Source organism: Pseudomonas sp. GV047, assembly GCF_003058245.1.
GTDB classification, from domain to species: Bacteria; Pseudomonadota; Gammaproteobacteria; order Pseudomonadales; family Pseudomonadaceae; genus Aquipseudomonas; species Aquipseudomonas marginalis.
Map to the genome: position 1 here is coordinate 414,557 of NZ_QCWA01000005.1, position 23,506 is coordinate 438,062.

At 62.2% G+C, this 23,506-nt stretch carries 22 protein-coding genes; 13 read left to right on the forward strand and 9 right to left on the reverse strand.

Translation table 11 applies throughout. From position 1 onward, the window contains the following. Positions 1 to 46: 46 nt before the first annotated feature. The 3 genes from C8K58_RS15670 to C8K58_RS15680 are packed head-to-tail and all read right to left on the reverse strand — an operon-like array spanning position 47 to position 2,417. A complete protein-coding gene (locus C8K58_RS15670; RefSeq protein ID WP_065924183.1) occupies positions 47 to 439 on the reverse strand; it encodes a DNA polymerase III subunit chi in 393 nt (130 codons plus the stop codon). Positions 440 to 446: 7 nt separating this feature from the next. Then, positions 447 to 875 carry a DNA polymerase III subunit chi gene (locus tag C8K58_RS15675; RefSeq protein WP_092356241.1) on the reverse strand — a complete coding sequence of 143 codons (429 nt, stop codon included), beginning with the start codon at positions 873 to 875 and terminating at the stop codon, positions 447 to 449. A gap of 51 nt (positions 876 to 926) precedes the next feature. After that, on the reverse strand, positions 927 to 2,417 hold the full coding sequence (locus C8K58_RS15680; protein WP_027604667.1) for a leucyl aminopeptidase: 1,491 nt from the start codon (positions 2,415 to 2,417) through the stop codon (positions 927 to 929). A gap of 274 nt (positions 2,418 to 2,691) precedes the next feature. On the opposite strand from C8K58_RS15680, the gene lptF reads away from it, so the two are divergent. The 10 genes from lptF (at position 2,692) to tadA (ending at position 13,036) form a co-directional block, all read left to right on the forward strand. Then, positions 2,692 to 3,810, forward strand: a complete 1,119-nt coding sequence (gene lptF / locus C8K58_RS15685) for an LPS export ABC transporter permease LptF (protein WP_027604666.1) — start codon at positions 2,692 to 2,694, stop codon at positions 3,808 to 3,810. Continuing rightward, on the forward strand, positions 3,803 to 4,882 hold the full coding sequence (gene lptG, locus C8K58_RS15690; RefSeq protein WP_065924180.1) for an LPS export ABC transporter permease LptG: 1,080 nt from the start codon (positions 3,803 to 3,805) through the stop codon (positions 4,880 to 4,882). Before lptF ends, lptG begins: the two co-directional genes overlap by 8 nt. Before the next feature lie 151 nt (positions 4,883 to 5,033). Further along, positions 5,034 to 6,833 carry a translation elongation factor 4 gene (gene lepA / locus C8K58_RS15695; protein ID WP_027604664.1) on the forward strand — a complete coding sequence of 600 codons (1,800 nt, stop codon included), beginning with the start codon at positions 5,034 to 5,036 and terminating at the stop codon, positions 6,831 to 6,833. A 5-nt stretch (positions 6,834 to 6,838) separates the two neighbouring features. Next, a complete protein-coding gene (lepB, locus tag C8K58_RS15700; RefSeq protein ID WP_027604663.1) occupies positions 6,839 to 7,693 on the forward strand; it encodes a signal peptidase I in 855 nt (284 codons plus the stop codon). 147 nt (positions 7,694 to 7,840) lie between these two features. After that, positions 7,841 to 8,530, forward strand: coding sequence for a ribonuclease III (rnc, locus tag C8K58_RS15705; protein WP_027604662.1), 690 nt, complete (start codon positions 7,841 to 7,843; stop codon positions 8,528 to 8,530). Beyond that, positions 8,523 to 9,425, forward strand: a complete 903-nt coding sequence (gene era, locus C8K58_RS15710; RefSeq protein WP_027604661.1) for a GTPase Era — start codon at positions 8,523 to 8,525, stop codon at positions 9,423 to 9,425. The genes rnc and era overlap by 8 nt, the downstream gene beginning before the upstream one ends. 142 nt (positions 9,426 to 9,567) lie before the next feature. Beyond that, positions 9,568 to 10,257, forward strand: a complete 690-nt coding sequence (gene recO, locus C8K58_RS15715; RefSeq protein ID WP_092356244.1) for a DNA repair protein RecO — start codon at positions 9,568 to 9,570, stop codon at positions 10,255 to 10,257. Positions 10,258 to 10,309: 52 nt separating this feature from the next. Continuing rightward, entirely contained in the window at positions 10,310 to 11,053 is a 744-nt protein-coding gene (pdxJ, locus tag C8K58_RS15720) for a pyridoxine 5'-phosphate synthase (RefSeq protein WP_027604659.1), read from the forward strand. A gap of 103 nt (positions 11,054 to 11,156) precedes the next feature. Beyond that, entirely contained in the window at positions 11,157 to 12,539 is a 1,383-nt protein-coding gene (locus C8K58_RS15725; protein ID WP_027604658.1) for a multicopper oxidase family protein, read from the forward strand. Then, positions 12,539 to 13,036 (forward strand): tRNA adenosine(34) deaminase TadA, encoded by a 498-nt coding sequence (gene tadA / locus C8K58_RS15730; protein WP_053133694.1) that lies wholly within the window; start codon positions 12,539 to 12,541, stop codon positions 13,034 to 13,036. Before C8K58_RS15725 ends, tadA begins: the two co-directional genes overlap by 1 nt. A 33-nt stretch (positions 13,037 to 13,069) precedes the next feature. Here the strand turns inward: tadA and cmoB are convergent, their stop codons facing one another. From cmoB to C8K58_RS15760, 6 genes are all read right to left on the reverse strand, one after another. Further along, positions 13,070 to 14,026 carry a tRNA 5-methoxyuridine(34)/uridine 5-oxyacetic acid(34) synthase CmoB gene (gene cmoB, locus C8K58_RS15735; RefSeq protein WP_108573910.1) on the reverse strand — a complete coding sequence of 319 codons (957 nt, stop codon included), beginning with the start codon at positions 14,024 to 14,026 and terminating at the stop codon, positions 13,070 to 13,072. Then, the gene (gene cmoA, locus C8K58_RS15740; protein ID WP_027604655.1) at positions 14,023 to 14,766 is read right to left on the reverse strand and encodes a carboxy-S-adenosyl-L-methionine synthase CmoA; all 744 of its coding nucleotides are present in this window, start codon (positions 14,764 to 14,766) and stop codon (positions 14,023 to 14,025) included. The genes cmoB and cmoA overlap by 4 nt, the downstream gene beginning before the upstream one ends. 35 nt (positions 14,767 to 14,801) lie before the next feature. Beyond that, complete coding sequence (locus tag C8K58_RS15745; protein WP_108573911.1) at positions 14,802 to 15,455, reverse strand: lysoplasmalogenase; 654 nt, start codon at positions 15,453 to 15,455, stop codon at positions 14,802 to 14,804. A gap of 1 nt (position 15,456) precedes the next feature. Next, a complete protein-coding gene (locus tag C8K58_RS15750) occupies positions 15,457 to 15,846 on the reverse strand; it encodes a protease inhibitor I42 family protein (protein ID WP_092356250.1) in 390 nt (129 codons plus the stop codon). Positions 15,847 to 16,034: 188 nt separating this feature from the next. Further along, on the reverse strand, positions 16,035 to 18,455 hold the full coding sequence (gene lon, locus C8K58_RS15755) for an endopeptidase La (RefSeq protein WP_027604652.1): 2,421 nt from the start codon (positions 18,453 to 18,455) through the stop codon (positions 16,035 to 16,037). A gap of 119 nt (positions 18,456 to 18,574) precedes the next feature. Then, on the reverse strand, positions 18,575 to 19,564 hold the full coding sequence (locus tag C8K58_RS15760; protein ID WP_027604651.1) for a GntR family transcriptional regulator: 990 nt from the start codon (positions 19,562 to 19,564) through the stop codon (positions 18,575 to 18,577). 337 nt (positions 19,565 to 19,901) lie between these two features. Between C8K58_RS15760 and C8K58_RS15765 the strand changes: the two genes are divergently transcribed. Genes C8K58_RS15765 through C8K58_RS15775 form a run of 3 tightly spaced genes read left to right on the forward strand, consistent with a single transcriptional unit; the run spans position 19,902 to position 23,502 of the window. Continuing rightward, positions 19,902 to 21,233 (forward strand): amidase, encoded by a 1,332-nt coding sequence (locus tag C8K58_RS15765; protein WP_092356253.1) that lies wholly within the window; start codon positions 19,902 to 19,904, stop codon positions 21,231 to 21,233. An 11-nt stretch (positions 21,234 to 21,244) separates the two neighbouring features. Continuing rightward, positions 21,245 to 22,123: a polysaccharide deacetylase gene (locus tag C8K58_RS15770; protein WP_010212857.1), complete on the forward strand. Its 879-nt coding sequence runs from the start codon at positions 21,245 to 21,247 to the stop codon at positions 22,121 to 22,123. Between the two features lie 38 nt (positions 22,124 to 22,161). Further along, complete coding sequence (locus tag C8K58_RS15775) at positions 22,162 to 23,502, forward strand: MFS transporter (protein ID WP_027604649.1); 1,341 nt, start codon at positions 22,162 to 22,164, stop codon at positions 23,500 to 23,502. The last annotated feature ends 4 nt before the right edge of the window (positions 23,503 to 23,506 follow it).

The window sequence follows — 23,506 nt, forward strand, 5'->3', positions numbered from 1 at the left end:
AATGTGGGAGGAGTTTGCCACCTCCCACAGGGGATCTATGGACGGTTCAAGACTGGTACTGGCTGAGCAGCCGCTCCATCCGTGCATCCATCCGGCGCTTGATCTCGGTTTCGATATGGGGGGCAAAGTCGTCGATCACATCTTGCATGATCAATTGCGCAGCGGCACGCAGTTCGTTGTCCAGGTGCAGCAGCAGGGCGTCGGGACCCTTTTCAGCCGCAGCAGGGGCAGCGTCCACCACAACGGGGGCTTCGACAACCGGTTCCGGAGCGACCTGCTTGCCGCCGACCATGTCGAACAACAGCGGAATCTGAACCTCGCCATCGGCCTGTTCGGTCAATAGTGGCGGTTGCAAGTCATCATCACCCAGCAACTGACGAATCGACTCGAGGTCGTCCAGCAGGTGGTCATCTTTTTTTGTCGGGTTGGGAGTGTCCATCATGTACTCAAAGTCGTTGTAGCCGGTGATCTTGCAAAGGATAGCCCTGTTCGCGGTAGAAACGGAAACTCTCCCGCGCGGCCTGACGAATAGCCGGATCTTCCACCACCACTTCCGCCACACGGGCGAAGGCCTTGGCAAAAGGCGGTACTTTCAGGTCCAGGTTGACCAGCAGGTCCTGGTGATTGCCGCAACTGTCTCCCAAACCCAGGGCAACCTGGCCTTCGGGTTCTGATTCTGCGGGGCCATGGGGCACGAAGCTTTCGCCCTTGAAGCGCCACAGGCGGGCGTCGAGCTCGTCGCGTTGGGCGGCATCGCTGCAATGCAGGTAGATGCGGTGGCCCATGCGCCAGGCTTTCTCGGTGAGCTTGCAGGCGAAGTCCAGGCGCGCGAGCGGATCGGCGCTGGGCAATATATAGAAGTCGACTTGGGTCATTGCGGTTCCTGAGGCCGGGGCGGCGAGATCACCGCCCCGGCATCTTCAGTGTCAGGCTTTGGCGCGGTCCAGCAGGTATTGGGTCAGCAATGGCACCGGACGGCCGGTGGCGCCCTTGTCCTTCCCGCCGCTGGTCCAGGCCGTGCCGGCGATGTCCAGGTGCGCCCAGTTGAAGTTCTTGGCGAAGCGCGACAGGAAGCACGCAGCCGTGATGGTGCCGGCTTTCGGGCCGCCGATGTTGGCGATGTCGGCGAACGGGCTGTCCAGCTGCTCCTGGTACTCATCGAACAGCGGCAGTTGCCAGGCGCGGTCGTCGGCGGCCTTGCCGGCGCTGAGCAGTTGCTCGATCAGCTCGTCGTTATTGCCCAGCAGGCCCGAGGTGTGGGAGCCCAGTGCCACGATGCAGGCGCCAGTCAGGGTGGCGATGTCGATCACGGCCTGTGGCTTGAAGCGCTCGGCGTAGGTCAGGGCATCGCACAGCACCAGGCGGCCTTCGGCGTCGGTGTTGAGGATTTCCACGGTCTGGCCGCTGAGGGTGGTGACGATGTCGCCCGGACGGGCCGCGCCGCCGCTGGGCATGTTCTCGGCGCAGGCCAGGATGCACACCAGGTTGATCGGCAGCTTCAGTTCCAGCACGGCGCGCAGGGTGCCGAATACGCTGGCGGCGCCGCCCATGTCGTACTTCATCTCGTCCATGCCCAGGCCCGGCTTGAGGCTGATGCCGCCGGTGTCGAAGGTGATGCCTTTGCCGACCAGGGCGTAAGGCTTCTCGGACTTCTTGCCGCCGTTGTATTGCATCACGATCAGGCGTGGCGGCTGGTCGCTGCCCTGGCCCACGGCATAGAACGAGCCCATGCCCAGTTCCTTGATCTTCTTCTCGTCCAGGACTTCGACTTTCAGGCCCTTGAACTCTTTACCCAACGCCTTGGCCTGTTCGCCCAGGTAGGTCGGGTGGCAGATGTTCGGCGGCAGGTTGCCCAGGTCGCGGGTGAACGACATGCCATTGGCGATGGCCTGGGCGTGGGTCACGGCGCGCTCGACTTCAGCCTGGGCGGCCTTGATGGTCAGCAGGGTGATTTTCTTCAGGGCGCGGGGTTCGGCTTTCTGGCTCTTGAACTGATCGAAAATGTAGCCGCCGTCCACCAGGGTTTCGGCCAGCAGGCGGGTCTTGCCGTAGCTGTCACGGCCCTTGACCACGATTTCATCGAGTGCCAGTGCGGCATCGCTGCCGCCCAGGCCCTTCAGGGTGTTGAGGATGCCGCTGATGATCTTGCGGAACGGACGGTCGCCCAGTTCAGCGTCCTTGCCCACGCCCACCAGCAATACGCGGTCGGCTTTCAGGTTGGGCAGGCTTTGCAGCAGCAGGCTCTGGCCGACTTTGCCGGCCAGGTCGCCGCGCTTGAGGACCGCGCTGATCGCGCCGCCGCTGAGTTCGTCGAGCTGCCTGGCGGCTACGCCGAGCTTGCGGCCTTCGCCGATGGCGACCACGAGGGTGGCGGTTTTCAACGTTTCGGGGCTAACGCTTTTTACAACCAATTCCATTTTCGGGTCCCTTATATAAGGTCTGAGAGCCTGGCGTCTGTACGCAGGCTTTAAAGCGTGGCGGCTGTGTAAACCACCAGCGACAAAGGCCGCAGTTTGAACCTCGCCGACGGAGCCTGACAACCCTTTGTGCCTGCGCATGAGGTTGCGCAGTGACAGGCGCGGTCAATCACAGGATAATGCGCCATCTTTTTAGCCGGCCCGGTGCAAACGGGCTGACTCGGTATGCTTGCTTGTTTGGCCGCCTTAGCCTGACAACCCTGGAGTGTCTGGTTTGATCGTCTTCCGTTATCTGTCCCGCGAAGTCCTGTTGACCCTGAGTGCCGTGAGTGCGGTCCTGCTGGTCATCATCATGAGTGGTCGTTTCGTCAAATACCTGGCCCAGGCTGCCTCCGGCGCCCTGGACCCAGGCTCGCTGTTCCTGATCATGGGCTTTCGCCTGCCGGGATTCTTGCAACTGATCCTGCCGCTGGGCCTGTTCCTCGGCATCCTGCTGGCCTACGGCCGCTTGTACCTTGAAAGTGAAATGACCGTGCTCTCGGCCACCGGCATGAGCCAGCAGCGCCTGCTGGGCATGACCATGATTCCGGCGGCCGGTGTTGCGCTGATCGTGGCCTGGCTGAGCCTGAGCCTGGCTCCCCAGGGCGCCATGCAGTTCCAGCTGGTGCTGAACAAGCAGGATGCGATGACCGAGTTCGATACCCTCGAGCCGGGCCGTTTCCAGGCACTCAATGACGGCTCGCGGGTGACTTACACGGAAACCTTGACCGACGACCGCGCCAACCTGGGCGGTGTGTTCATCTCCGAGAAACGGTTTGGCCAGGACAAGAAAGACCGGGGCATTTCCGTACTGGTGGCCGATTCGGGCCGCCAGGAAGTGCGTCCTGACGGCAGCCGCTACCTGATCCTGGAAAATGGCTATCGCTACGATGGCAGTCCAGGCATGGCCGACTATCGCGCGATCAAGTACGACACCTATGGCGTGATGCTGGCCCGCCCGGATATCAGCGACGAAGTCACCGACCGCGACGCCATCCCCACGGCGGACCTGCTCGGCAGCAAGGAACTGCGTTCCATCGCCGAGCTGCAATGGCGGATTTCCCTGCCGCTGCTGGTGTTTATCGTGACCCTGATGGCCGTGCCGCTGTCGCGCGTCAACCCGCGCCAGGGCCGTTTCCTCAAGCTGTTGCCGGCGATCCTGCTGTACATGGCTTACCTCACCATCCTGATTTCCGCCCGTGGCTCCCTGGAGAAAGGCAAGCTGTCGCCGGTCCTGGGCCTGTGGTGGGTGCACGGCATGTTCCTGGTGATCGGCCTGGGGCTGCTGTATTGGGAGCCTATTCGTTTGAAAATGATGAGCCGTCGTGGCCAGAAGGAGTTGGCTCGTGGCTAAGCTCGATCGCTACATTGGTAGCAGCGTCCTGATCGCCATCCTGGCGGTACTGGGCATTATCCTGGGCCTGGCCTCGTTGTTCGCCTTCATCGATGAAGTCGGCAACGTCAGCGACACCTATACCGTATGGGACGTGCTCGGCTACGTGGCACTGACCGCGCCGCGTCGTCTCTACGACATGATGCCGATGGCCGCGCTGATCGGTTGCCTGATCGGCCTGGGCAGCCTGGCCAGCAACAGCGAACTGACCATCATGCGCGCCGCCGGGGTGTCCATCGGGCGTATCGTCTGGGCGGTCATGAAGCCAATGTTGCTGCTGATGCTGTGCAGCGTGCTGATCGGTGAATACGTAGCGCCGCCGGCCGAAACCACCGCCCAGGCCAATCGCGCCCTGGCCCAGGGCTCGGGCGATGCACAAAGCGCCAAGCATGGCCTGTGGCACCGCCAGGGTGATGAGTTCATCCACATCAACGCCGTGCAACCGGGCGGGTTGTTGATCGGTGTGACGCGCTACACGTTCGACAAGGAACGTCACATGCTGTCGTCCAGTTTCGCCAAACGCGCGCAGTACGGCGACGAAAAGTGGCAATTGACCGACGTCACCACGACTTACTTCCGCAATGTCGGCCAAGGCACCAAGGCCAGCACCGAAGTGATCAATGTGCCGAGTGAAGAGTGGGATATCGCCCTCAAGCCGGAACTGCTCAATACGGTGGTGATGATCCCCGAAAGCCTGCCGATCTCCGGGTTGTGGGGCTATATCCACTACCTGAAGGATCAAGGCTTGAATAACGGTCGTTACTGGCTGGCATTTTGGGTCAAGGTGTTGCAACCGGTGGTGACCGCCGCACTGGTGTTGATGGCGATCTCGTTCATCTTCGGTCCGTTGCGCTCCGTGACCCTCGGTCAGCGGGTATTCACGGGCGTGCTGGTCGGTTTCACCTTCCGCATCGCCCAGGACCTGCTCGGCCCGTCGAGCCTGGTGTTCGGGTTCTCGCCACTGTTTGCAGTGCTGGTGCCGACGGCCATCTGCGCCCTGGCCGGGTTCTGGCTGCTGCGCCGGGCCGGCTGATACCGCGCCGTTGGATAAAAAATGCCCCGCTCGGATGAGCGGGGCATTTTTGTTCTGGTCAGCAAAGATGACGCCCGGCCTGAGCATCAGGTACAATTCCCGGCTATTTTTCAGCGGGCAATCTGCCTGCAGCCTTTTTGAGTGTTGATCCGTGAGTGATTTGAGTCATATCCGCAATTTCTCCATCATCGCCCACATTGACCATGGTAAGTCGACGCTGGCCGATCGATTCATCCAGATGTGCGGCGGCCTTGCCGAGCGTGAAATGGAAGCCCAGGTGCTGGACTCCATGGACCTCGAACGCGAGCGCGGGATCACCATCAAGGCCCACAGCGTTACCCTGTACTACACCGCCAAAGACGGTATCAAGTACCAGTTGAACTTCATTGACACCCCCGGCCACGTGGACTTCACCTATGAAGTCAGCCGCTCCCTGGCGGCCTGCGAAGGTGCGCTGCTGGTGGTGGACGCGGGCCAGGGCGTTGAAGCCCAGTCCGTGGCCAACTGCTACACCGCCATCGAGCAAGGCCTGGAAGTCATGCCGGTGCTGAACAAGATCGACCTGCCGCAGGCCGATCCGGACCGCGTAAAAGAAGAAATCGAAAAAATCATCGGCATTGACGCCACCGACGCCGTCGAGTGCAGCGCCAAGACCGGCCTGGGCGTCGATGAAGTGCTCGAGCGCCTGGTCAAGACCATTCCAGCCCCCACCGGCAACTACGAAGATCCGCTGCAAGCGTTGATCATCGACTCCTGGTTCGACAACTACCTGGGGGTTGTCTCCCTGGTACGCGTGCGCCACGGCCGTGTGAAGAAGGGCGACAAGATCCTGGTCAAGTCCACCGGCAAGATCCACCTGGTGGACAGCGTCGGTGTATTCAACCCCAAGCACACCGCGACCACTGATCTGAAAGCCGGTGAAGTAGGCTTCATCATCGCCGGTATCAAGGACATCCACGGTGCGCCGGTGGGTGACACCCTGACCTTGAGCTCCACCCCTGACGTCGACGTGCTGCCGGGCTTCAAACGCATCCAGCCGCAGGTCTACGCCGGCCTGTTCCCGGTCAGCTCCGACGACTTCGAAGACTTCCGCGAAGCCCTGCAAAAGCTGACCCTCAACGACTCGTCGTTGCAGTACACCCCGGAAAGCTCCGACGCCCTGGGCTTCGGCTTCCGCTGCGGCTTCCTCGGCATGCTGCACATGGAAATCATCCAGGAGCGCCTTGAGCGCGAATACGACCTGGACCTGATCACCACGGCGCCGACGGTTATTTTCGAGCTGCTGCTCAAAAACGGTGAAACGATTTACGTCGACAACCCGTCCAAGCTTCCAGACCTGTCTTCCATCGAAGACATGCGCGAACCGATCGTGCGGGCCAATATCCTTGTGCCGCAGGAACACCTGGGCAACGTCATTACCCTGTGTATCGAAAAGCGTGGCGTGCAGCACGACATGCTGTTCCTCGGTACCCAGGTGCAAGTGACCTACGATTTGCCGATGAACGAAGTGGTCCTGGACTTCTTTGACCGTCTCAAATCCACCAGTCGCGGCTATGCTTCGCTGGATTACCATTTCGACCGTTACCAATCGGCTAATCTGGTGAAACTGGATGTGCTGATCAACGGCGACAAGGTCGATGCCCTGGCACTGATCGTTCACAAGGACAATGCGCACTACAAAGGTCGCCAGTTGACCGAGAAGATGAAAGAACTGATTCCGCGCCAGATGTTCGACGTCGCGATCCAGGCCGCCATTGGCGGGCAGATCATTGCGCGAACCTCCGTCAAGGCACTCAGAAAGAACGTACTGGCCAAATGCTACGGCGGTGACGTAAGCCGTAAGCGCAAGCTGCTTGAGAAGCAAAAGGCCGGTAAAAAACGCATGAAGCAAGTGGGCAACGTGGAAATTCCACAAGAAGCCTTCCTTGCGGTGCTCAGGTTGGATAGTTAGGTCCTATGTCGCTAAATTTCCCGCTGTTGCTGGTCATCGCCGTTGCCGTTTGCGGTCTCCTGGCGTTGCTCGATCTGGTGTTCTTCGCCCCGCGTCGGCGGGCGGCTATCGCGTCCTATCAGGGCAGCGTCAGCCAGCCCGATGGCATGGTGATCGAGAAGCTGAACAAAGAGCCCTTGCTGGTTGAATACGGCAAGTCGTTCTTCCCGGTGTTGTTCATCGTGCTGGTGCTGCGCTCGTTCCTGGTGGAACCGTTTCAGATCCCGTCGGGGTCGATGAAACCTACCCTGGACGTGGGCGATTTCATCCTGGTGAACAAGTTCTCCTACGGGATTCGCCTGCCGGTGATCGACAAGAAGGTCATCGAAGTCGGTGATCCGCAGCGCGGCGATGTGATGGTGTTCCGCTACCCGAGCGACCCGAACGTCAACTACATCAAGCGTGTGGTAGGCCTGCCGGGCGACGTGATTCGCTACACCAGCGACAAGCGCCTGTTCATCAACGGCGAGTCGGTGGCCGAGAAGCTGATCGGTTCCGAACCGAACAGCCTGGGCAGTGCCGAGCTGTACCAGGAAAAACTCGGTGCGGTAGAGCATGAAATCCGCAAGGAAATGAGCCGCTACCGTGCCATGCCTGACGGCGAGTGGAAAGTGCCGGCCGGGCACTACTTCATGATGGGCGACAACCGCGACAACTCCAATGACAGCCGTTACTGGGATGACCCCAGCATTCCCAAGGACCTGCTGGGCATGGTTCCCGACCAGAATATCGTCGGCAAGGCCTTTGCGGTCTGGATGAGCTGGCCGGAACCCAAGCTCAGCCACCTGCCGAACTTCTCGCGGGTCGGGCTGATCAAGTAATACAAGCGGCGCTGTGCACACAGCGCCGAATGCTTTTCTGGGGCTTGGACATTTCCCGTCCCCGTGCAATACCAACCAGGATTTGAATTTGAACACTGCGTCAATCGTCGATGGCCGCCGGTGCCACCACACAGATATGGGTAAACCGTGACCGTTTCTCTAAGTCGTCTCGAGCGCCAGCTCGGCTACACCTTCAAGGATCAGGAATTGATGGTCCTTGCCCTCACACACCGCAGCTTTGCAGGGCGTAATAACGAACGCCTGGAATTCCTCGGTGATGCCATCCTCAATTTCGTCGCCGGTGAAGCACTGTTCGAGCGCTTCCCCCAAGCCCGTGAAGGTCAGCTGTCGCGTTTACGCGCACGCCTGGTAAAGGGCGAGACCCTGGCCGTACTGGCCCGTGGTTTTGGCCTGGGTGAGTACCTGCGCCTGGGTTCCGGCGAGTTGAAGAGCGGCGGGTTCCGCCGTGAGTCGATCCTGGCCGATGCGCTTGAGGCGTTGATCGGCGCGATCTACCTCGATGCCGGCATGGAAGCGGCCAAGGAGCGCGTCACCGCGTGGCTGACCTCCGAGATCGAAAGCCTCACGCTGGTCGACACCAACAAGGATCCAAAGACCCGCTTGCAGGAGTTCCTGCAATCGCGCGGTTGCGACCTGCCACGCTACGAAGTGGTGGATATCCAGGGTGAACCCCATTGCCGCGTGTTCTTCGTGGAATGTGAAATCACCTTACTGAATGAAAAAAGCCGAGGTCAGGGTGTGAGCCGTCGTATTGCCGAACAGGTAGCGGCCGCTGCAGCACTGATTGCCCTGGGCGTGGAGAATGGCCATGACTGATTCAACCGCAACACGCTGTGGCTATGTTGCCATCGTCGGCCGCCCGAACGTGGGCAAGTCCACGCTGCTGAACCATATCCTCGGCCAGAAGCTTGCAATCACCTCGCGCAAGCCGCAGACCACCCGCCACAACATGCTGGGCATCAAGACCGAAGGCAGCGTGCAAGCGGTCTACGTCGACACCCCGGGCATGCACAAGGGCGGCGAGAAAGCCCTTAACCGCTACATGAACAAGACGGCCTCGGCGGCGTTGAAAGACGTGGACGTGGTGATCTTCGTGGTCGACCGCACCAAGTGGACCGACGAAGACCAGATGGTCCTCGAGCGCGTGCAGTACGTCACTGGCCCTTTGATCGTCGCGTTGAACAAGACCGACCGCATCGAAGACAAAGCCGAGCTGATGCCGCACCTGAGCTGGCTGCAGGAGCAACTGCCGAACGCCCAGATCATGCCGATCTCGGCCCAGCACGGGCACAACCTCGAAGCCCTGGAGCGCGTGATCGCCGGTTACCTGCCGGAGAACGAGCACTTCTTCCCGGAAGACCAGATCACCGACCGCAGCAGCCGTTTCCTCGCCGCCGAACTGGTGCGTGAGAAAATCATGCGCCAGATGGGCGCCGAGCTGCCGTACCAGATCACCGTCGAAATCGAAGAGTTCAAGCAGCAGGGCAAGACCCTGCATATCCATGCGCTGATCCTCGTCGAACGTGACGGCCAGAAGAAAATCATCATCGGCGACAAGGGCGAGCGCATCAAGCGCATCGGCACCGAAGCGCGCAAGGACATGGAATTGCTGTTCGATTCCAAGATCATGCTTAACCTGTGGGTGAAGGTTAAAGGCGGCTGGTCCGATGATGAGCGCGCACTGCGCTCCCTCGGCTACGGCGACCTGTAAGGACACCGCAGGGCAAAAAATGTGGGAGGGGGCTTGCCCCCGATAGCGGTGGATCAGTTAATAAATAAGTGACTGAGCCACCGCCATCGGGGGCAAGCCCCCTCCCACATTAGGTTTTTGTTGTTTTCAAGATAGAGAACCCATGTCCCAATCCCCACCCACCAGCCAACTCGCCTACGTGCTGCACAGCCGCGCCTACCGCGAGACCAGCGCGCTGGTGGATTTCCTCACGCCCCAAGGCCGTCTGCGCGCGGTATTGCGTAGCGCGCGGGGCAAGGCGGGGACATTGGCGCGACCTTTCGTGGCGTTGGACGTGGAGTTTCGCGGCAAGGGCGAGCTGAAAAACGTCGGCCGCCTGGAAAGCGTCGGCACGTCCGCCTGGCTCAATGGCGATGCACTGTTCAGCGGCCTCTACCTCAATGAACTGCTGATCCGCCTGTTGCCCGCCGAAGACCCGCACCCGGCGGTCTTCGATCACTATGCCGCCACCTTGCTGGCCCTGGCCGAGGGCCGCCCCCTGGAGCCGCTGTTGCGCGCCTTCGAATGGCGCCTGCTTGACGACCTGGGCTACGGCTTCGAACTGCACAACGACCTGCACGGCGACCCCATCGCCGCCGACGGCATGTATCGCCTGCAGGTGGATGCGGGTCTGGAGCGTGTGTACCTGCTGCAACCGGGGCTGTTCCAGGGCACCGAGCTGCTGGCCATGAGTGAAGCCGACTGGACTGCACCGGGCGCCTTGTCCGCCGCCAAGCGCTTGATGCGCCAGGCGCTGGCCGTGCACTTGGGTGGACGGCCGCTGGTCAGTCGCGAGTTGTTTCGAAAGCCCTGACATCCCCGTGTATGCTGTGCAGCGTTTCTTTCCCCTTTTCAGGAGCGCTTCCGTGACCACCAGCAATCGCATTCTTCTTGGCGTCAACATCGACCACGTCGCTACCCTGCGCCAGGCCCGGGGCACCCGTTACCCTGACCCGGTCAAGGCCGCGCTGGACGCCGAAGAAGCGGGCGCCGACGGCATCACCGTGCACCTGCGCGAAGACCGCCGCCACATCCAGGAGCGCGATGTGCTGCTGCTCAAGGACGTGCTGCAAACCCGCATGAACTTCGAGATGGGCGTCACCGAAGAAATGATGGCCTTCGCCGAGCGCATCCGTCCGGCGCACATCTGCCTGGTCCCGGAAACCCGCCAGGAACTGACCACCGAAGGCGGCCTCGACGTGGCCGGCCAGGAAGCGCGGATCAAGGCCGCCGTGGAGCGCCTGTCGAAGATCGGCAGCGAAGTCTCGCTGTTCATCGACGCCGACGAGCGCCAGATCGAAGCGTCCCGCCGTGTCGGCGCGCCGGCCATCGAACTGCACACCGGCCGGTACGCCGACGCCACCACACCGACCGAAGTGGCGGATGAACTGCAGCGCATCATTGACGGTGTGAACTGCGGCCTTAATGAAGGCCTGATCGTCAATGCCGGCCACGGCCTGCACTACCACAACGTCGAAGCCGTGGCCGCGATCAAGGGCATCAACGAGCTGAACATCGGCCACGCGCTGGTGGCCCACGCGCTGTTTGTCGGTTTCAAAGGCGCGGTGGCCGAGATGAAAGCCCTGATCCTGGCGGCCGCCAAGCGCTGATCGCAGATCCGCGGCAATGCGAAGCCTTACTGTTTAGCCAATGCAGGTGTATCGTATCCGCCCTTTGCAGGCCCTGCGCCTGCGGCAGATACGTGAGGTTGTTGTGTCCCGATCCTTTTCCCGTCGACAAATCCTGGGTGGTCTTGCCGGCCTGGCCGTAGTGGGCGTCGGTGCCGGTGGCGCCTACCGCTACTGGCTGGGGAAAGTCGCCGAAGCCGAAGCGGGGCACGATTACGAACTGATCGCCGCGCCGCTCGACGTAGAACTGGTGCCGGGGCACAAGACCCAGGCCTGGGCCTTCGGCCCTTCGGCACCGGGCACCGAGTTGCGCGTGCGCCAGGGTGAGTGGCTGCGGGTGCGCTTTATCAACCACCTGCCGGTCGCTACCACGATCCACTGGCACGGCATTCGCCTGCCGCTGGAAATGGACGGCGTGCCCTACGTCTCGCAATTGCCGGTGCTGCCCGGCGAATACTTCGACTACACATTCCGCGTGCCCGACGCCGGCAGCTACTGGTATCACCCCCATGTGAACAGCAGCGAAGAACTCGGCCGCGGCCTGGTCGGCCCGCTGATCATCGAAGAACGCGAACCCACCGGGTTCAAGCACGAGCGCACCCTGAGCCTGAAGAGCTGGCATGTGGACGAAGAGGGCGCCTTTGTCGCCTTCAGCATTCCCCGTGAGGCCGCGCGCGGCGGTACGGCCGGGCGGTTGTCGACCATCAATGGCGTATCCCAGGCGGTGATCGACCTGCCTGCCGGGCAGATCACCCGTGTGCGCCTGCTCAACCTCGACAACACCCTGACCTATCGCATCAACATCCCCGACGTCGAAGCGCAGATCTACGCCCTGGACGGCAACCCCGTCGAACCACGCCCGCTGGGCAAGGAATACTGGCTGGGTCCGGGCATGCGCATCTGCCTGGCAATCAAGGCGCCGCCGGCGGGTGAAGAACTGTCGATCCGTAACGGCCCGGTGCGCCTGGGCACTTTCCGCTCAGTCGCCAACACCGACGCACCGACCGAATGGCCGCCGGCATTGCCCGCCAACCCGATTGCCGAGCCGGACCTGGCCAATGCGGAGAAACTCAACTTCAATTTCGAGTGGGTCGGTTCAGTGTCGGTGAATGTCGATAATGGCAAGCCGCCGAGCCTCTGGCAGATCAACGGCCAGGCCTGGGACATCACCGACAAGACCTGCGCCGATCGCCCGATTGCCAAGCTGGAAAAAGGCAAGAGCTACATTTTCGAATTGAAGAACATGACCCAGTACCAGCACCCGATCCACCTGCACGGCATGAGCTTCAAGGTGATCGCCTCGAACCGCCACAAGGTGATCCCGTATTTCACCGACACTTACCTGCTGGGCAAGAACGAACGCGCCCGCGTGGCATTGGTGGCGGATAACCCCGGGGTGTGGATGTTCCACTGCCACGTGATCGACCATATGGAAACCGGCCTGATGGCCGCCATCGAGGTGGCGTGATGCGCCAGTTTCGCCCCACGGCGATCATCGACCGCAGCCGCGACCAGGATTTCATGCGCGAAGCCCTGGCCCTTGCCGCCCAAGGCGCGGCGCTGGGGGAAGTGCCGGTGGGCGCGGTGCTGGTGCAGGACGGTGAAATCATCGGTCGCGGCTTCAACTGCCCGATCAGTGGCAATGACCCCAGTGCCCACGCCGAAATGGTCGCCATCCGCGCCGCCGCGCAGGCTGTCAGCAACTACCGCCTGCCGGGCAGTACGCTGTACGTGACCCTGGAACCGTGCAGCATGTGCGCCGGGCTGATCGTGCATTCACGCATCGCGCGGGTGGTGTATGGCGCGTTGGAGCCGAAGGCGGGGATTGTGCAAAGCCAGGGGCAGTTCTTTACCCAGGGCTTTCTGAACCATCGGGTGTTGTTTGAAGGCGGTGTGCTGGCCGAGGAGTGCGGCACGGTGTTGAGCGAATTCTTCAAGGCCCGCCGAGCCAAGCCCCCGCTCTAAAGAACGCTTCATTTTTTCAGGGAGCTTGGGGGCTTACTTTTTAGCGATGATGACCGCCCGCATCGGCGCCGGCAGCCCTTCAATCGTCTTGCTGTGATCCTGCGGATCGAGGAAGTCGCTGAGGGATTGATACTTCATCCACTCCGTTCCGCGCTGTTCCTCCACCGTGGTCACGCTCACATCCACGCACCTCACATCACTGAACCCGGCACGCCGCAGCCACAGCATCAGTGCCGGCACCGACGGCAGGAACCACACGTTGCGCATCTGCGCATAACGGTCTTCCGGCACCAGCACCTGTTGCTGGTCGCCTTCCACCACCAGGGTTTCCAGGACCAGTTCGCCGCCCTTGACCAGGGTGTCCTTCAGCGCCAGCAGATGCTCGATCGGCGAGCGGCGGTGATAGAACACCCCCATGGAAAACACCGTGTCGAAGCCTTCCAGGTTCGCCGGCAGGTCTTCAAACGGGAACGGCAGGTGCCAGGCCTTGGGTTCGGACAGGTAACGCTGTACGGCCTGGAACTGGCAGAAGAACAGCCAGTTCGGGTCGACGCCAATCACGCTGTCGGCCCTGGCGCCGAGCATGCGCCACATGTAGTAACCGTTGCCGCAACCGACATCGAGAATACGCTTGCCCTTCAGGTCCAGGTGCGGGGCCACACGCGACCATTTCCAGTCCGAGCGCCATTCGGTGTCCACATGCACGCCGAACAGGTGGAACGGGCCCTTGCGCCACGGGCTCAAGCCCATCAGCGCGGTGTGCATCTGCGCGCGGGTGGCGTCGTCGCAATCGGTGTCCAGCACCAGGCCATTGAGCAAGTCGACTTTGCTGGGCTGGATCCTTGGCAGCGCGTCCAGGGCACTCTGCCAACGCTCCAGGTCGCCATGACCCTTTTCCATCTTGCTATCGAGCTGCGCTTGCAGGCCTTGGGCCCATACGGCCAGCGGGGTGCCGACCAGATGGCGGGCGAGGGGGGACAGATCAATCATGGCAAGGCAATCAACGAGGCAAAGTTAAGACACTGGAACCACGGCACGACTTTCGAGAACCCGGCCGCCAGCAGGCGTTCGCGGTGTTCTTCGAGGCTGTCGGGCTTCATGACGTTTTCGATGGCGCTGCGCTTCTGGGCGATTTCCAGTTCGCTGTAGCCGTTGGCGCGTTTGAACGCGATATGCAGGTCGGTGAGCAGCGCATGCTCTTCCAGGTCATTGAAGCGCAGCTTTTCCGAAAGGATCAGTGCGCCGCCGGGCAATAACGACTGGCGGATACGCCCGAGCAACGCCAGGCGCTCATCCGGGGCGATGAATTGCAGGGTGAAGTTCAACGCCACCACCGAGGCCGGCTGGAACTGCAGCGCGAGGATGTCGCCCTCGATCACCTCCACCGGCAGCAGCTCCTGGAACATCGAGTCCTGGCCATTGAGGTATTCGCGGCAGCGCTCGACCATGGCCGCCGAGTTATCCACCGCGATCACGCGGCAACCGTCGGTGCGCACATGACGGCGCAAGGCCTGGGTCACCGCACCCAGGGACGAGCCCAGGTCGTAGAGCACGCTGTGCGGTTGGGCAAACTGCGCCGCAAGCACGCCGAGGTTTTCGACAATCGTCGGGTAACCGGGCACCGAACGCTTGATCATGTCCGGGAACACCCGCACCACGTCCTCGTTAAAGGCGAAGTCCGGCACCTGGGGCAGGGGCTGGGCGAATAGGCGATCGGGTTCTTTGCTCACGGTTGTTCCGGCGACGAAGGGGAAAGGCCGGCATTTTAGCCAAGTTGGCCCTCGTGTGCGCGGGTTGTCTGATGGAAAGCCGAGGCGGTGATGCCCCACTGTCCGAGCCAGTAGGTGACGATCAACAAATACGGCGCGGCGTCGAACGACAGCACAAACCGGTTGATACCGATCAGCGTGTCGGAAAACACAAACGACACCGCGCCCGCCGCCGCCAGCAGCGCCGAGCGTTTCGGCACATCGCTGCCCACGCGTGCCAGCGCACGCCAGAGCATGGCGCTGATCACCAGTGCGTAAACCACCACCGGTATCAGCAGTTCACCGAGGCCATGGGAGATCAGGATGCTCAGCAGGGCCGCGCCCACGCCCAGCGCCAACGCCAACGGCAGCAGCGCCAGGCGGCAGTCGCTGCAATAGGCTTTGAGGTAGGCCAGGTGGGCAAACAGGAAGGCGCCGAGGCCGAAGATAAACAGGTCGCCCGGCCAGGCCAGCAATACATCGCCGACCAGGGAGAAAATCAGCCCGAGGCTGATCCAGCGTCGATACTCGGTCGGCGGCGCGTCATGCAGCCAGCCCAGCAGCGCCAGGACCGGCAGCGGCTTGACCAGCAGGCACAGCAACGTGGCATGGGTGCTCAGGCCGTAGATAAAGGTGCCGGCGCCCATCAACGCAAGAATCAGCCATGGCATATCAGTTCACCGTAATGGCGCAGTCGAAGGTCTCGGCGGGCTCGGCTTCCGGTTCCCAGGGTTGCTGGGAGGTCAGGCGCAACCGCCCCTGGCCGGCTGCGAATGCCTGGAAGCGCCAGGTGGACTGGCCACCGCCGCCGATCACACCGGATTCCGAGCTGCTGTACACCTCGGGGCCCAGGGCCCGCAATACGCCGCCGGCGGAATCCTGGATGGCCCAGCGGTAGCCGGTGGTGGGGTTACTCGGCAGGGTGAGGATCAGGTTTTGCCCGGTCTTGAGTTGCAGCGGGCAGGCGCTCTGGTTGTCCACGGTGACGTTTTGCTTCGGCGCACTGGCACAGGCGGCGAGCAGGCAAAGGCTCAGGGGGAGAAGCAGGCGGGCAGCGGTCATGGGGGCTCCGTTGTTTGGCGACGAAGACCGAGCATAACCGAAGATAAGACAGGGTGTTACAAGCAGGATACAGGTTGCGGCCACTCACGCCATCGGGGGCAAGCCCCCTCCCACATGTTGATGTGTGAACACATTCAAGTGTGGGAGGGGGGGGGCCTGATGAGGCCAGTTCAGGCGCTAGCGTTCTATCAGAACAACACCTTCGCCACATCCGCAAAGCGCTTGGCAAAGTGCACCGTCATGCCTTCCTTCAGGTACTCCGGCAACTCTTCAAAACTGCCACGGTTCGGCTCCGGCAGAATCAGCTCGTGGATCTTCTGGCGCCGCGCCGCAATCACCTTCTCGCGCACGCCGCCAATTGGCAGCACATGCCCGGTCAACGTCAGTTCACCGGTCATGGCCACGCCTTTTTTCGGCGCCTGGTTGCGCGCCAGGGACAGCAGCGCGCTGGCCATGGTCACCCCGGCGCTCGGGCCGTCCTTCGGCGTGGCGCCTTCCGGTACGTGCAAGTGCACAAAGGCTTCGTCGAAGAACTTCGGATCGCCACCAAACGACTTCAGGTTGGAGCTGATGTAGCTGTAGGCGATTTCGGCGGACTCTTTCATCACCTCACCCAACTGCCCGGTGAGCTTGAAGCCGCGATTGAGGGTGTGGATACGGGTCGCCTCGATCGGCAGGGTCGCGCCACCCATGCTGGTCCAGGCCAGGCCGGTGATCACGCCGGTACCCGACAGTACCTGCTCGTTGCGGAACACCGGCATGCCGAGGGAGCTTTCCAGGTCCTTGTTGCCGATCTTGATCACCGAGTTCGGCTCATCCAGCAGCTTGACCACCGCCTTGCGCACCAGTTTGCCCAGCTGTTTCTCCAGCTGGCGCACTCCGGCTTCACGGGCGTACCCGTCGATCAGTGCACGCAGGGCGCCGTCACTGATGCTCAGGCTGTTTTTCGATACGCCGGCTTTTTCCAGCTGTTTTGGCCACAGGTGGCGTTTGGCGATGGCGACTTTTTCTTCGGTGATATAGCCCGACAGACGAATCACTTCCATACGGTCCAGCAGCGGGCCGGGGATCGAGTCCAGGGTGTTGGCGGTGCACACGAACAGCACCTTGGACAGGTCCAGGCGCAGGTCCAGGTAGTGGTCGAGGAATTCGACGTTCTGCTCCGGGTCGAGGGTTTCCAGGAGTGCCGAAGCCGGGTCGCCCTGGAAGCTCTGGCCCATCTTGTCGATCTCGTCGAGCATGATCACCGGGTTCATCACTTCGACATCTTTAAGCGCCTGCACCAGCTTGCCCGGCAGGGCGCCGATGTAGGTGCGGCGATGGCCCTTGATCTCGGCCTCGTCGCGCATGCCGCCGACGCTGAAGCGATAGAACGGCCGCCCGAGGGACTCGGCGATGGACTTGCCCACGCTGGTCTTGCCCACGCCCGGCGGGCCCACCAGCAGCACGATGGAGCCGGCGACCTCGCCTTTATAGGCGCCCACCGCGAGGAACTCGAGGATGCGGCTCTTGATGTCATCCAGGCCGGCATGGTGCTTGTCCAGCACCTTGCGTGCGTGTTTGAGGTCGAGTTTGTCCTCGCCATACACGCCCCAGGGCACCGAGGTGGCCCAGTCCAGGTAATTGCGCGTGACGGCGTATTCCGGCGAGCCGGTTTCGAGGATCGACAGTTTGTTCAGTTCTTCATCGATACGTTTTTTCGCCTGGGCCGGCAGCACCTTGCCTTCCAGGCGTTGCTCGAACTGCTCGACGTCGGCGCTGCGGTCGTCCTTGGTCAGGCCCAGTTCCTGCTGGATGACCTTGAGCTGTTCCTTGAGGAAGAACTCGCGCTGGTGCTCGCCGATCTTGCGGTTCACCTCGGCGGAGAGTTCTTTTTGCAGGCGCGCGACTTCCACCTCCTTGCGCAGCATCGGCAGGACTTTTTCCATGCGCTTGAGCATCGGCACGCAGTCCAGCACTTCCTGCAGCTCGTTCCCGGTGGCCGAGGTCAGCGCGGCGGCGAAGTCGGTGAGGGGCGACGGGTCGTTGGGGCTGAAGCGGTTGAGGTAGTTCTTCAGCTCTTCGCTGTACAGCGGGTTGAGCGGCAGCAGTTCCTTGATCGCATTGATCAGCGCCATGCCGTAGGCCTTGACCTCGTCGGTCGGCTCGCTCGGCTGGTGCGGGTATTCCACTTCGACCAGGTACGGTGGGCGGTGGTGCTTGAGCCAGGTCTTGATGCGCACGCGGGTCAGGCCCTGGGCGACGAATTGCAGCTTGCCGTTCTCGCGGCTGGCGTGGTGCACCTTCACCAGGGTGCCGTACAGCGGCAGGCTCGAGGTGTCGAAATGGCGCGGGTCTTCGGGCGGCGTGTCCATGAAGAACAAGGCCAGGGAGTGATGGTCGGATTTGCTCACCAGCTCCAGGGTCTCGGCCCACGGCTCTTCGTTGACGATCACCGGCAGCACTTGCGCCGGGAAGAACGGCCGATTGTGGATCGGGATGATGTAGACCTTGTCCGGCAGGTTTTGCCCAGGCAGGGCCAGGCCGGTATTGGACGAAGGGGTTTCAGCGTTTTCGGGGTCGGCGTAATCGTTGAGGTCGTAATCAGGGAATTCTTGCTGGTCGCTCATGGGGCACCTGCATAAGGAAGTATGCAGCTTAGATGGGGCGGGGCAGCAGTGGTTTCAATGGTGGGGGTGAGATAGCAACATATTGCAGGAAATTACTGCGGCGACCCTCCCGCATGGGATCAGCTGATTTTGTGAAGGTAGGCGGGGAGTGGCTGCTCTGGCAGCACCGACAGGACTTTCAAGCGCTGCAACATCCGCTGCCGCGCCCGTTGCAAGTGCTCGCGCAGGTTCAACGCCGCCGCATCGAATGCGCCATGCAGCAGCAGCTCCAGAATCAAGCGATGTTCGGCAAGCATCGCCGGATCAGCGCCGATCCCCAGCAATCGGTAAAAAATCCGGCTGATGATCATCGGGCTCTGGCCCTGGCGAATCAGCGCGGCAATCTTGCGGTTCTGCAGGCCGGCCAGGCAGCGCTGGTGCAAATCCTCTTCGATCTGCTCGATGGCTTCCAGGCTGCACTGGGGGCTGTCCTGGGCATCCAGCACGCGCTGCAGCATGGCTTCCAGCATGTCGCGGTCGAGGTTCGGGGCACTCTGGCGCAGGGCTTCGGGTTCCAGGCAGGCGCGCAGTTCGTAATCTTCGGTGACTTCCCGCGCGGTAAGGGGCCCCGCCAGCCATTGGGAATAGGGCTCTTTTTCCACCAGGCCACGGTCGCGCAGGCGCATCAGCGCTTCACGCACCACCGCGCGGCTGACGCCGTAGTGGTCGGCGGCGGCCTGCTCATCCAGGCGGTAATGGCCGAAGGCGATACAGGTGGACAGCGCCGCGCCGATTTCCTCGACGATGCGCTCGCCCAACGGCCGGGTGTCCACCAGTTCGGCCTCGCCATTGAGGCCCAGGTGCGCATGGCTCAGGGGCAGGCGCAGCGGCTCCATGGCCAGGCCTTCTGGGTTGATCAGGTAACCCCGGCCGTTGAAGCGGCAGATCAAGCCCTCAGCGTGCAGCAGGTCCAGCGCCTTGCGCACCGGCACGCGGCTGGTGCCGAACAGCTCGGCCAGGGGCGCTTCGAGCAATACCAGGCCATGGCGCGCGGTGCCATTGACGATCGCGTCGCGCAACACCTGGTGAATCATCGCGTAACGGGAGGCCGAGGCGGACACTGCTTTCATCGATTTCTCAAAGGCATGTAGGACGATGGCCGGGGATTCTCTCATAAGTTGCGCCTGTCACTCTGCGCCACGTCGGTGGCACTTTTTTGGGGCCTTGAACGTAGGAATGTTACTTTTCTGCACCAAAATGTACTTATTAATAAAAGATACATTATTTCATTGAAGGCGCTTCGCAAGCGTGGCGCACGATTTTTTTCCATCGATCAACACCATCTATCCCGTAGCTATGGGTAAGAATGCGTAATCGCGCCAAGAGCGCTACGCAGAGACTGGCACGAAAGCTGCCTTTATAAAATGTACATTTTATTAATATGTACGTTTTATGAGGTTTCCCCTGATGTCAGACGCCACTTCACTGGCCGAGGATTTCGCCAGCGGTCGCAGCGACCCGGTGCAAGCCCTTGAGCAGGCACTCGATCAAGCGAGCCGCTCGACCAGCGTATTTATTGCCCTGACCGCCGAACGCGCCCGCCGTGAAGCCGAAGCGTCCGCCGCCCGGTGGCGTGCCGGCCAGCCCTTGAGCCTGTTCGATGGCGTGCCCCTGGCCTGGAAAGACCTGTTCGATGTGGCCGGCAGCATCACCACCGCTGGTGCCGCCTACCGCCGCACTGCGCCCGCCGCGTTGCTGGACGCCCCCAGCGTGGGCCTGTTGTGCCGTGCCGGGATGGTCAGTGTCGGCAAGACCAACCTCAGCGAACTCGCCTATTCCGGTTTGGGCCTGAACCCGCATTTCGGCACGCCGCACAATCCCCATGGCACCGACCAGGCGCGTATTCCCGGCGGCTCGTCGTCCGGTTCGGCGGTGGCGGTCGCGGCCGGTATCGTGCCGATCGCCATGGGCACCGACACTGCAGGCTCCATCCGCATTCCGGCAGCGCTCAACGGCCTGGTGGGGTACCGCAGCAGCAGCCGACGCTACAGCCGCGACGGTGTGTTTCCCCTGGCCCGTTCCCTCGACAGCCTTGGCCCGTTGACCCGCAGCGTGCGCGATGCCTTGGCCATCGACGACCTGCTCCATGGCCGTGCCCGGCAGCACAGTGCCCGCCGTCTGAAAGGGCAGCGTTTTGTGTTGGAACAGGGGGTGCTGGCCGACGTGGAGCCTGCGGTGCGCAACAACCTGCTGCGTGCCGTTGAGCGACTGAAGGCCGAAGGTGCGCTGATTGAAGAGCGTGACAGCACCCCGTTCCAGGCCACCCTGGAGCTGATCAAGCACCAAGGCTGGCTCGGCGCGTTCGAAGCCTTCGCCCTGCACCAGGCCCTGCTCGACAGTGCTGACGCCGAGCACCTCGACCCCCGCGTGCGCCGCCGCCTTGAAGCCGCGCGCACATTGCCGGCCAGCCAGTTGATCCACCTGACCGACGCACGCCGCCGCCTGCAACAGCAACTGCTCGATGACCTCGACGGCGCGATCCTGATCACCCCCACCGTCGCCCATGTCGCCCCGGCATTGGCACCGCTTGAAGCCGACGACGAACTGTTCGTCAAAACCAACCTCGCCACCCTGCGCCTGACCATGCCCGGCAGTTTTCTCGACATGCCGGGCATCAGCTTACCCAGCGGCCGCGATGCCCAGGGCCTGCCCACCGGGCTGCTGCTCAGCGCCCCGAGCGGAGAAGATGCGCGGCTGTTGCGCGCGGCCTTGTCCGTCGAATCCGTCCTCAACCTTTAAGGAGAAACACCATGGCTAAAGACATCCTCTGTGCATTTGGCGTCGACGTCGACGCCGTCGCCGGCTGGCTCGGTTCCTACGGCGGCGAAGACTCGCCCGACGACATCTCCCGCGGCCTGTTCGCCGGTGAAGTCGGCGCGCCGCGCCTGCTCAAACTGTTCGAACGCTACGGCCTGCGCACCACCTGGTTTATCCCCGGCCACTCGATGGAAACCTTCCCCGAGCAGATGAAGGCCGTGGCCGACGCCGGCCACGAAATCGGCGTGCATGGCTACAGCCACGAAAACCCGATTGCGATGACCGCCGAGCAGGAAGAAATCGTTCTCGATAAATCCATCGAGTTGATCACCCAAGTCACCGGCAAACGCCCCACCGGCTACGTCGCGCCGTGGTGGGAATTCAGCAAGGTCACCAACGAGCTGTTGCTGAAAAAAGGCATCAAGTACGACCACAGCCTGATGCACAACGACTTCCACCCCTACTACGTACGCAAGGGCGACAGCTGGACCAAGATCGACTACAGCCAGCACCCCGACACCTGGATGAAACCCCTGGTGCGCGGCGAAGAAACCGATCTGGTGGAGATCCCGGCCAACTGGTACCTCGACGACCTGCCGCCGATGATGTTCATCAAGAAAGCCCCCAACAGCCACGGCTTCGTCAACCCGCGCCACCTCGAGGAGATGTGGCGCGACCAGTTCGACTGGGTCTACCGCGAGCACGAACACGCGGTGTTCACCATGACCATCCACCCCGACGTGTCCGGCCGCCCGCAAGTGCTGCTGATGCTCGAGCGCTTGATCGAACACATCCAGAGCCATGCCGGCGTGCGTTTTGTCACCTTCGACGAAATCGCCGACGACTTTATCCGCCGCCAACCGCGTACCTGATCCCAACCCAAGCAGCCCCCACCTCCCGAGGCGCGATTATGTCCATCTACAACAAGCTTGACCTGACTGGCTGGAAACCCCGGCAACTGACGTCCCAGGAAGTGCGCTTCGCCACCTGGATCGCGTTTTTCGCCTGGGTGTTTGCGGTGTACGACTTCATCCTGTTCGGCACCTTGCTGCCGGAGATCGGCCGACACTTCGGCTGGGGTGAAGTGGAGCAGGCTGAAATCGCGACCTGGGTGGCGGTGGGTACCGCCGTGGTCGCCTTGGCCATCGGGCCGATCGTCGACAAGCTGGGGCGGCGCAAAGGGATTATTTTCACCGTGGCCGGTTCCGCCCTGTGCTCGGCGCTGACCGCCATTGGCGGCGCGTGGGGCAAGTCGCCGCTGATCCTGATCCGTTCGCTGGGCGGCCTGGGGTATGCCGAAGAAACCGTCAACGCCACCTATTTGACCGAGCTGTATGGCGCCTCGGAAGACCCGCGCCTGACCAAGCGCCGCGGCTTCATCTACAGCCTGGTGCAGGGCGGCTGGCCGGTCGGTGCGTTGATCGCCGCCGGCTTGACCGCGCTGTTGCTGCCGATCATCGGCTGGCAGGGTTGCTTTATCTTCGCCGCGATCCCGGCCATCGTCATCGCGATCATGGCGCGCAAGCTCAAGGAGAGCCCGCAGTTCCAGATCCACCAGCGCATCAGCCAACTGCGTAAAAGCGGCGCGGTGAAAGAAGCACAAAACGTTGCCGTGACCTACGGCGTGGACTACGACGAACACAGCAAGGCCGGCCTCAAGGCGGCCTTCCGTGGCCCGGCCCGTCGCGCCACCCTGGTGATCGGCGCTGCGCTGCTGCTCAACTGGGCAGCGATCCAGGTGTTCAGTGTGCTCGGCACCTCGGTGATCGTCAGCGTGCACCACATCTCGTTCGAGAACTCGCTGATCATCCTCGTGCTGTCCAACCTGGTGGGTTACTGCGGCTACCTCAGCCACGGCTGGATGGGCGACAAGATCGGCCGCCGCAATGTGATCGGCCTGGGTTGGATGCTTGGCGGCCTGGCGTTTGCCGGCATGCTGTTTGGCCCGAGCAATATGCCGATGGTGGTCGGGCTGTACAGCCTGGGCCTGTTCTTCCTGATCGGGCCGTACTCGGCGGCACTGTTCTTTATCAGTGAAAGCTTTCCCACCAGCATCCGCGCCACCGGCGGCGCGATCATCCATGCCATGGGCCCGATTGGTGCCGTGGTCGCGGGCTTTGGTGCGACCCAGGTGTTGTCCGCCGGCAGTGACTGGCAGACCGCCGCGCTGTGGTTCGGCGCGCTGCCATGCTTCTTGTCCGGCGCCCTGATGTTTGCCGCCCGCCATGTGCGTCCGGAAACCGTTCAGTAAGGAG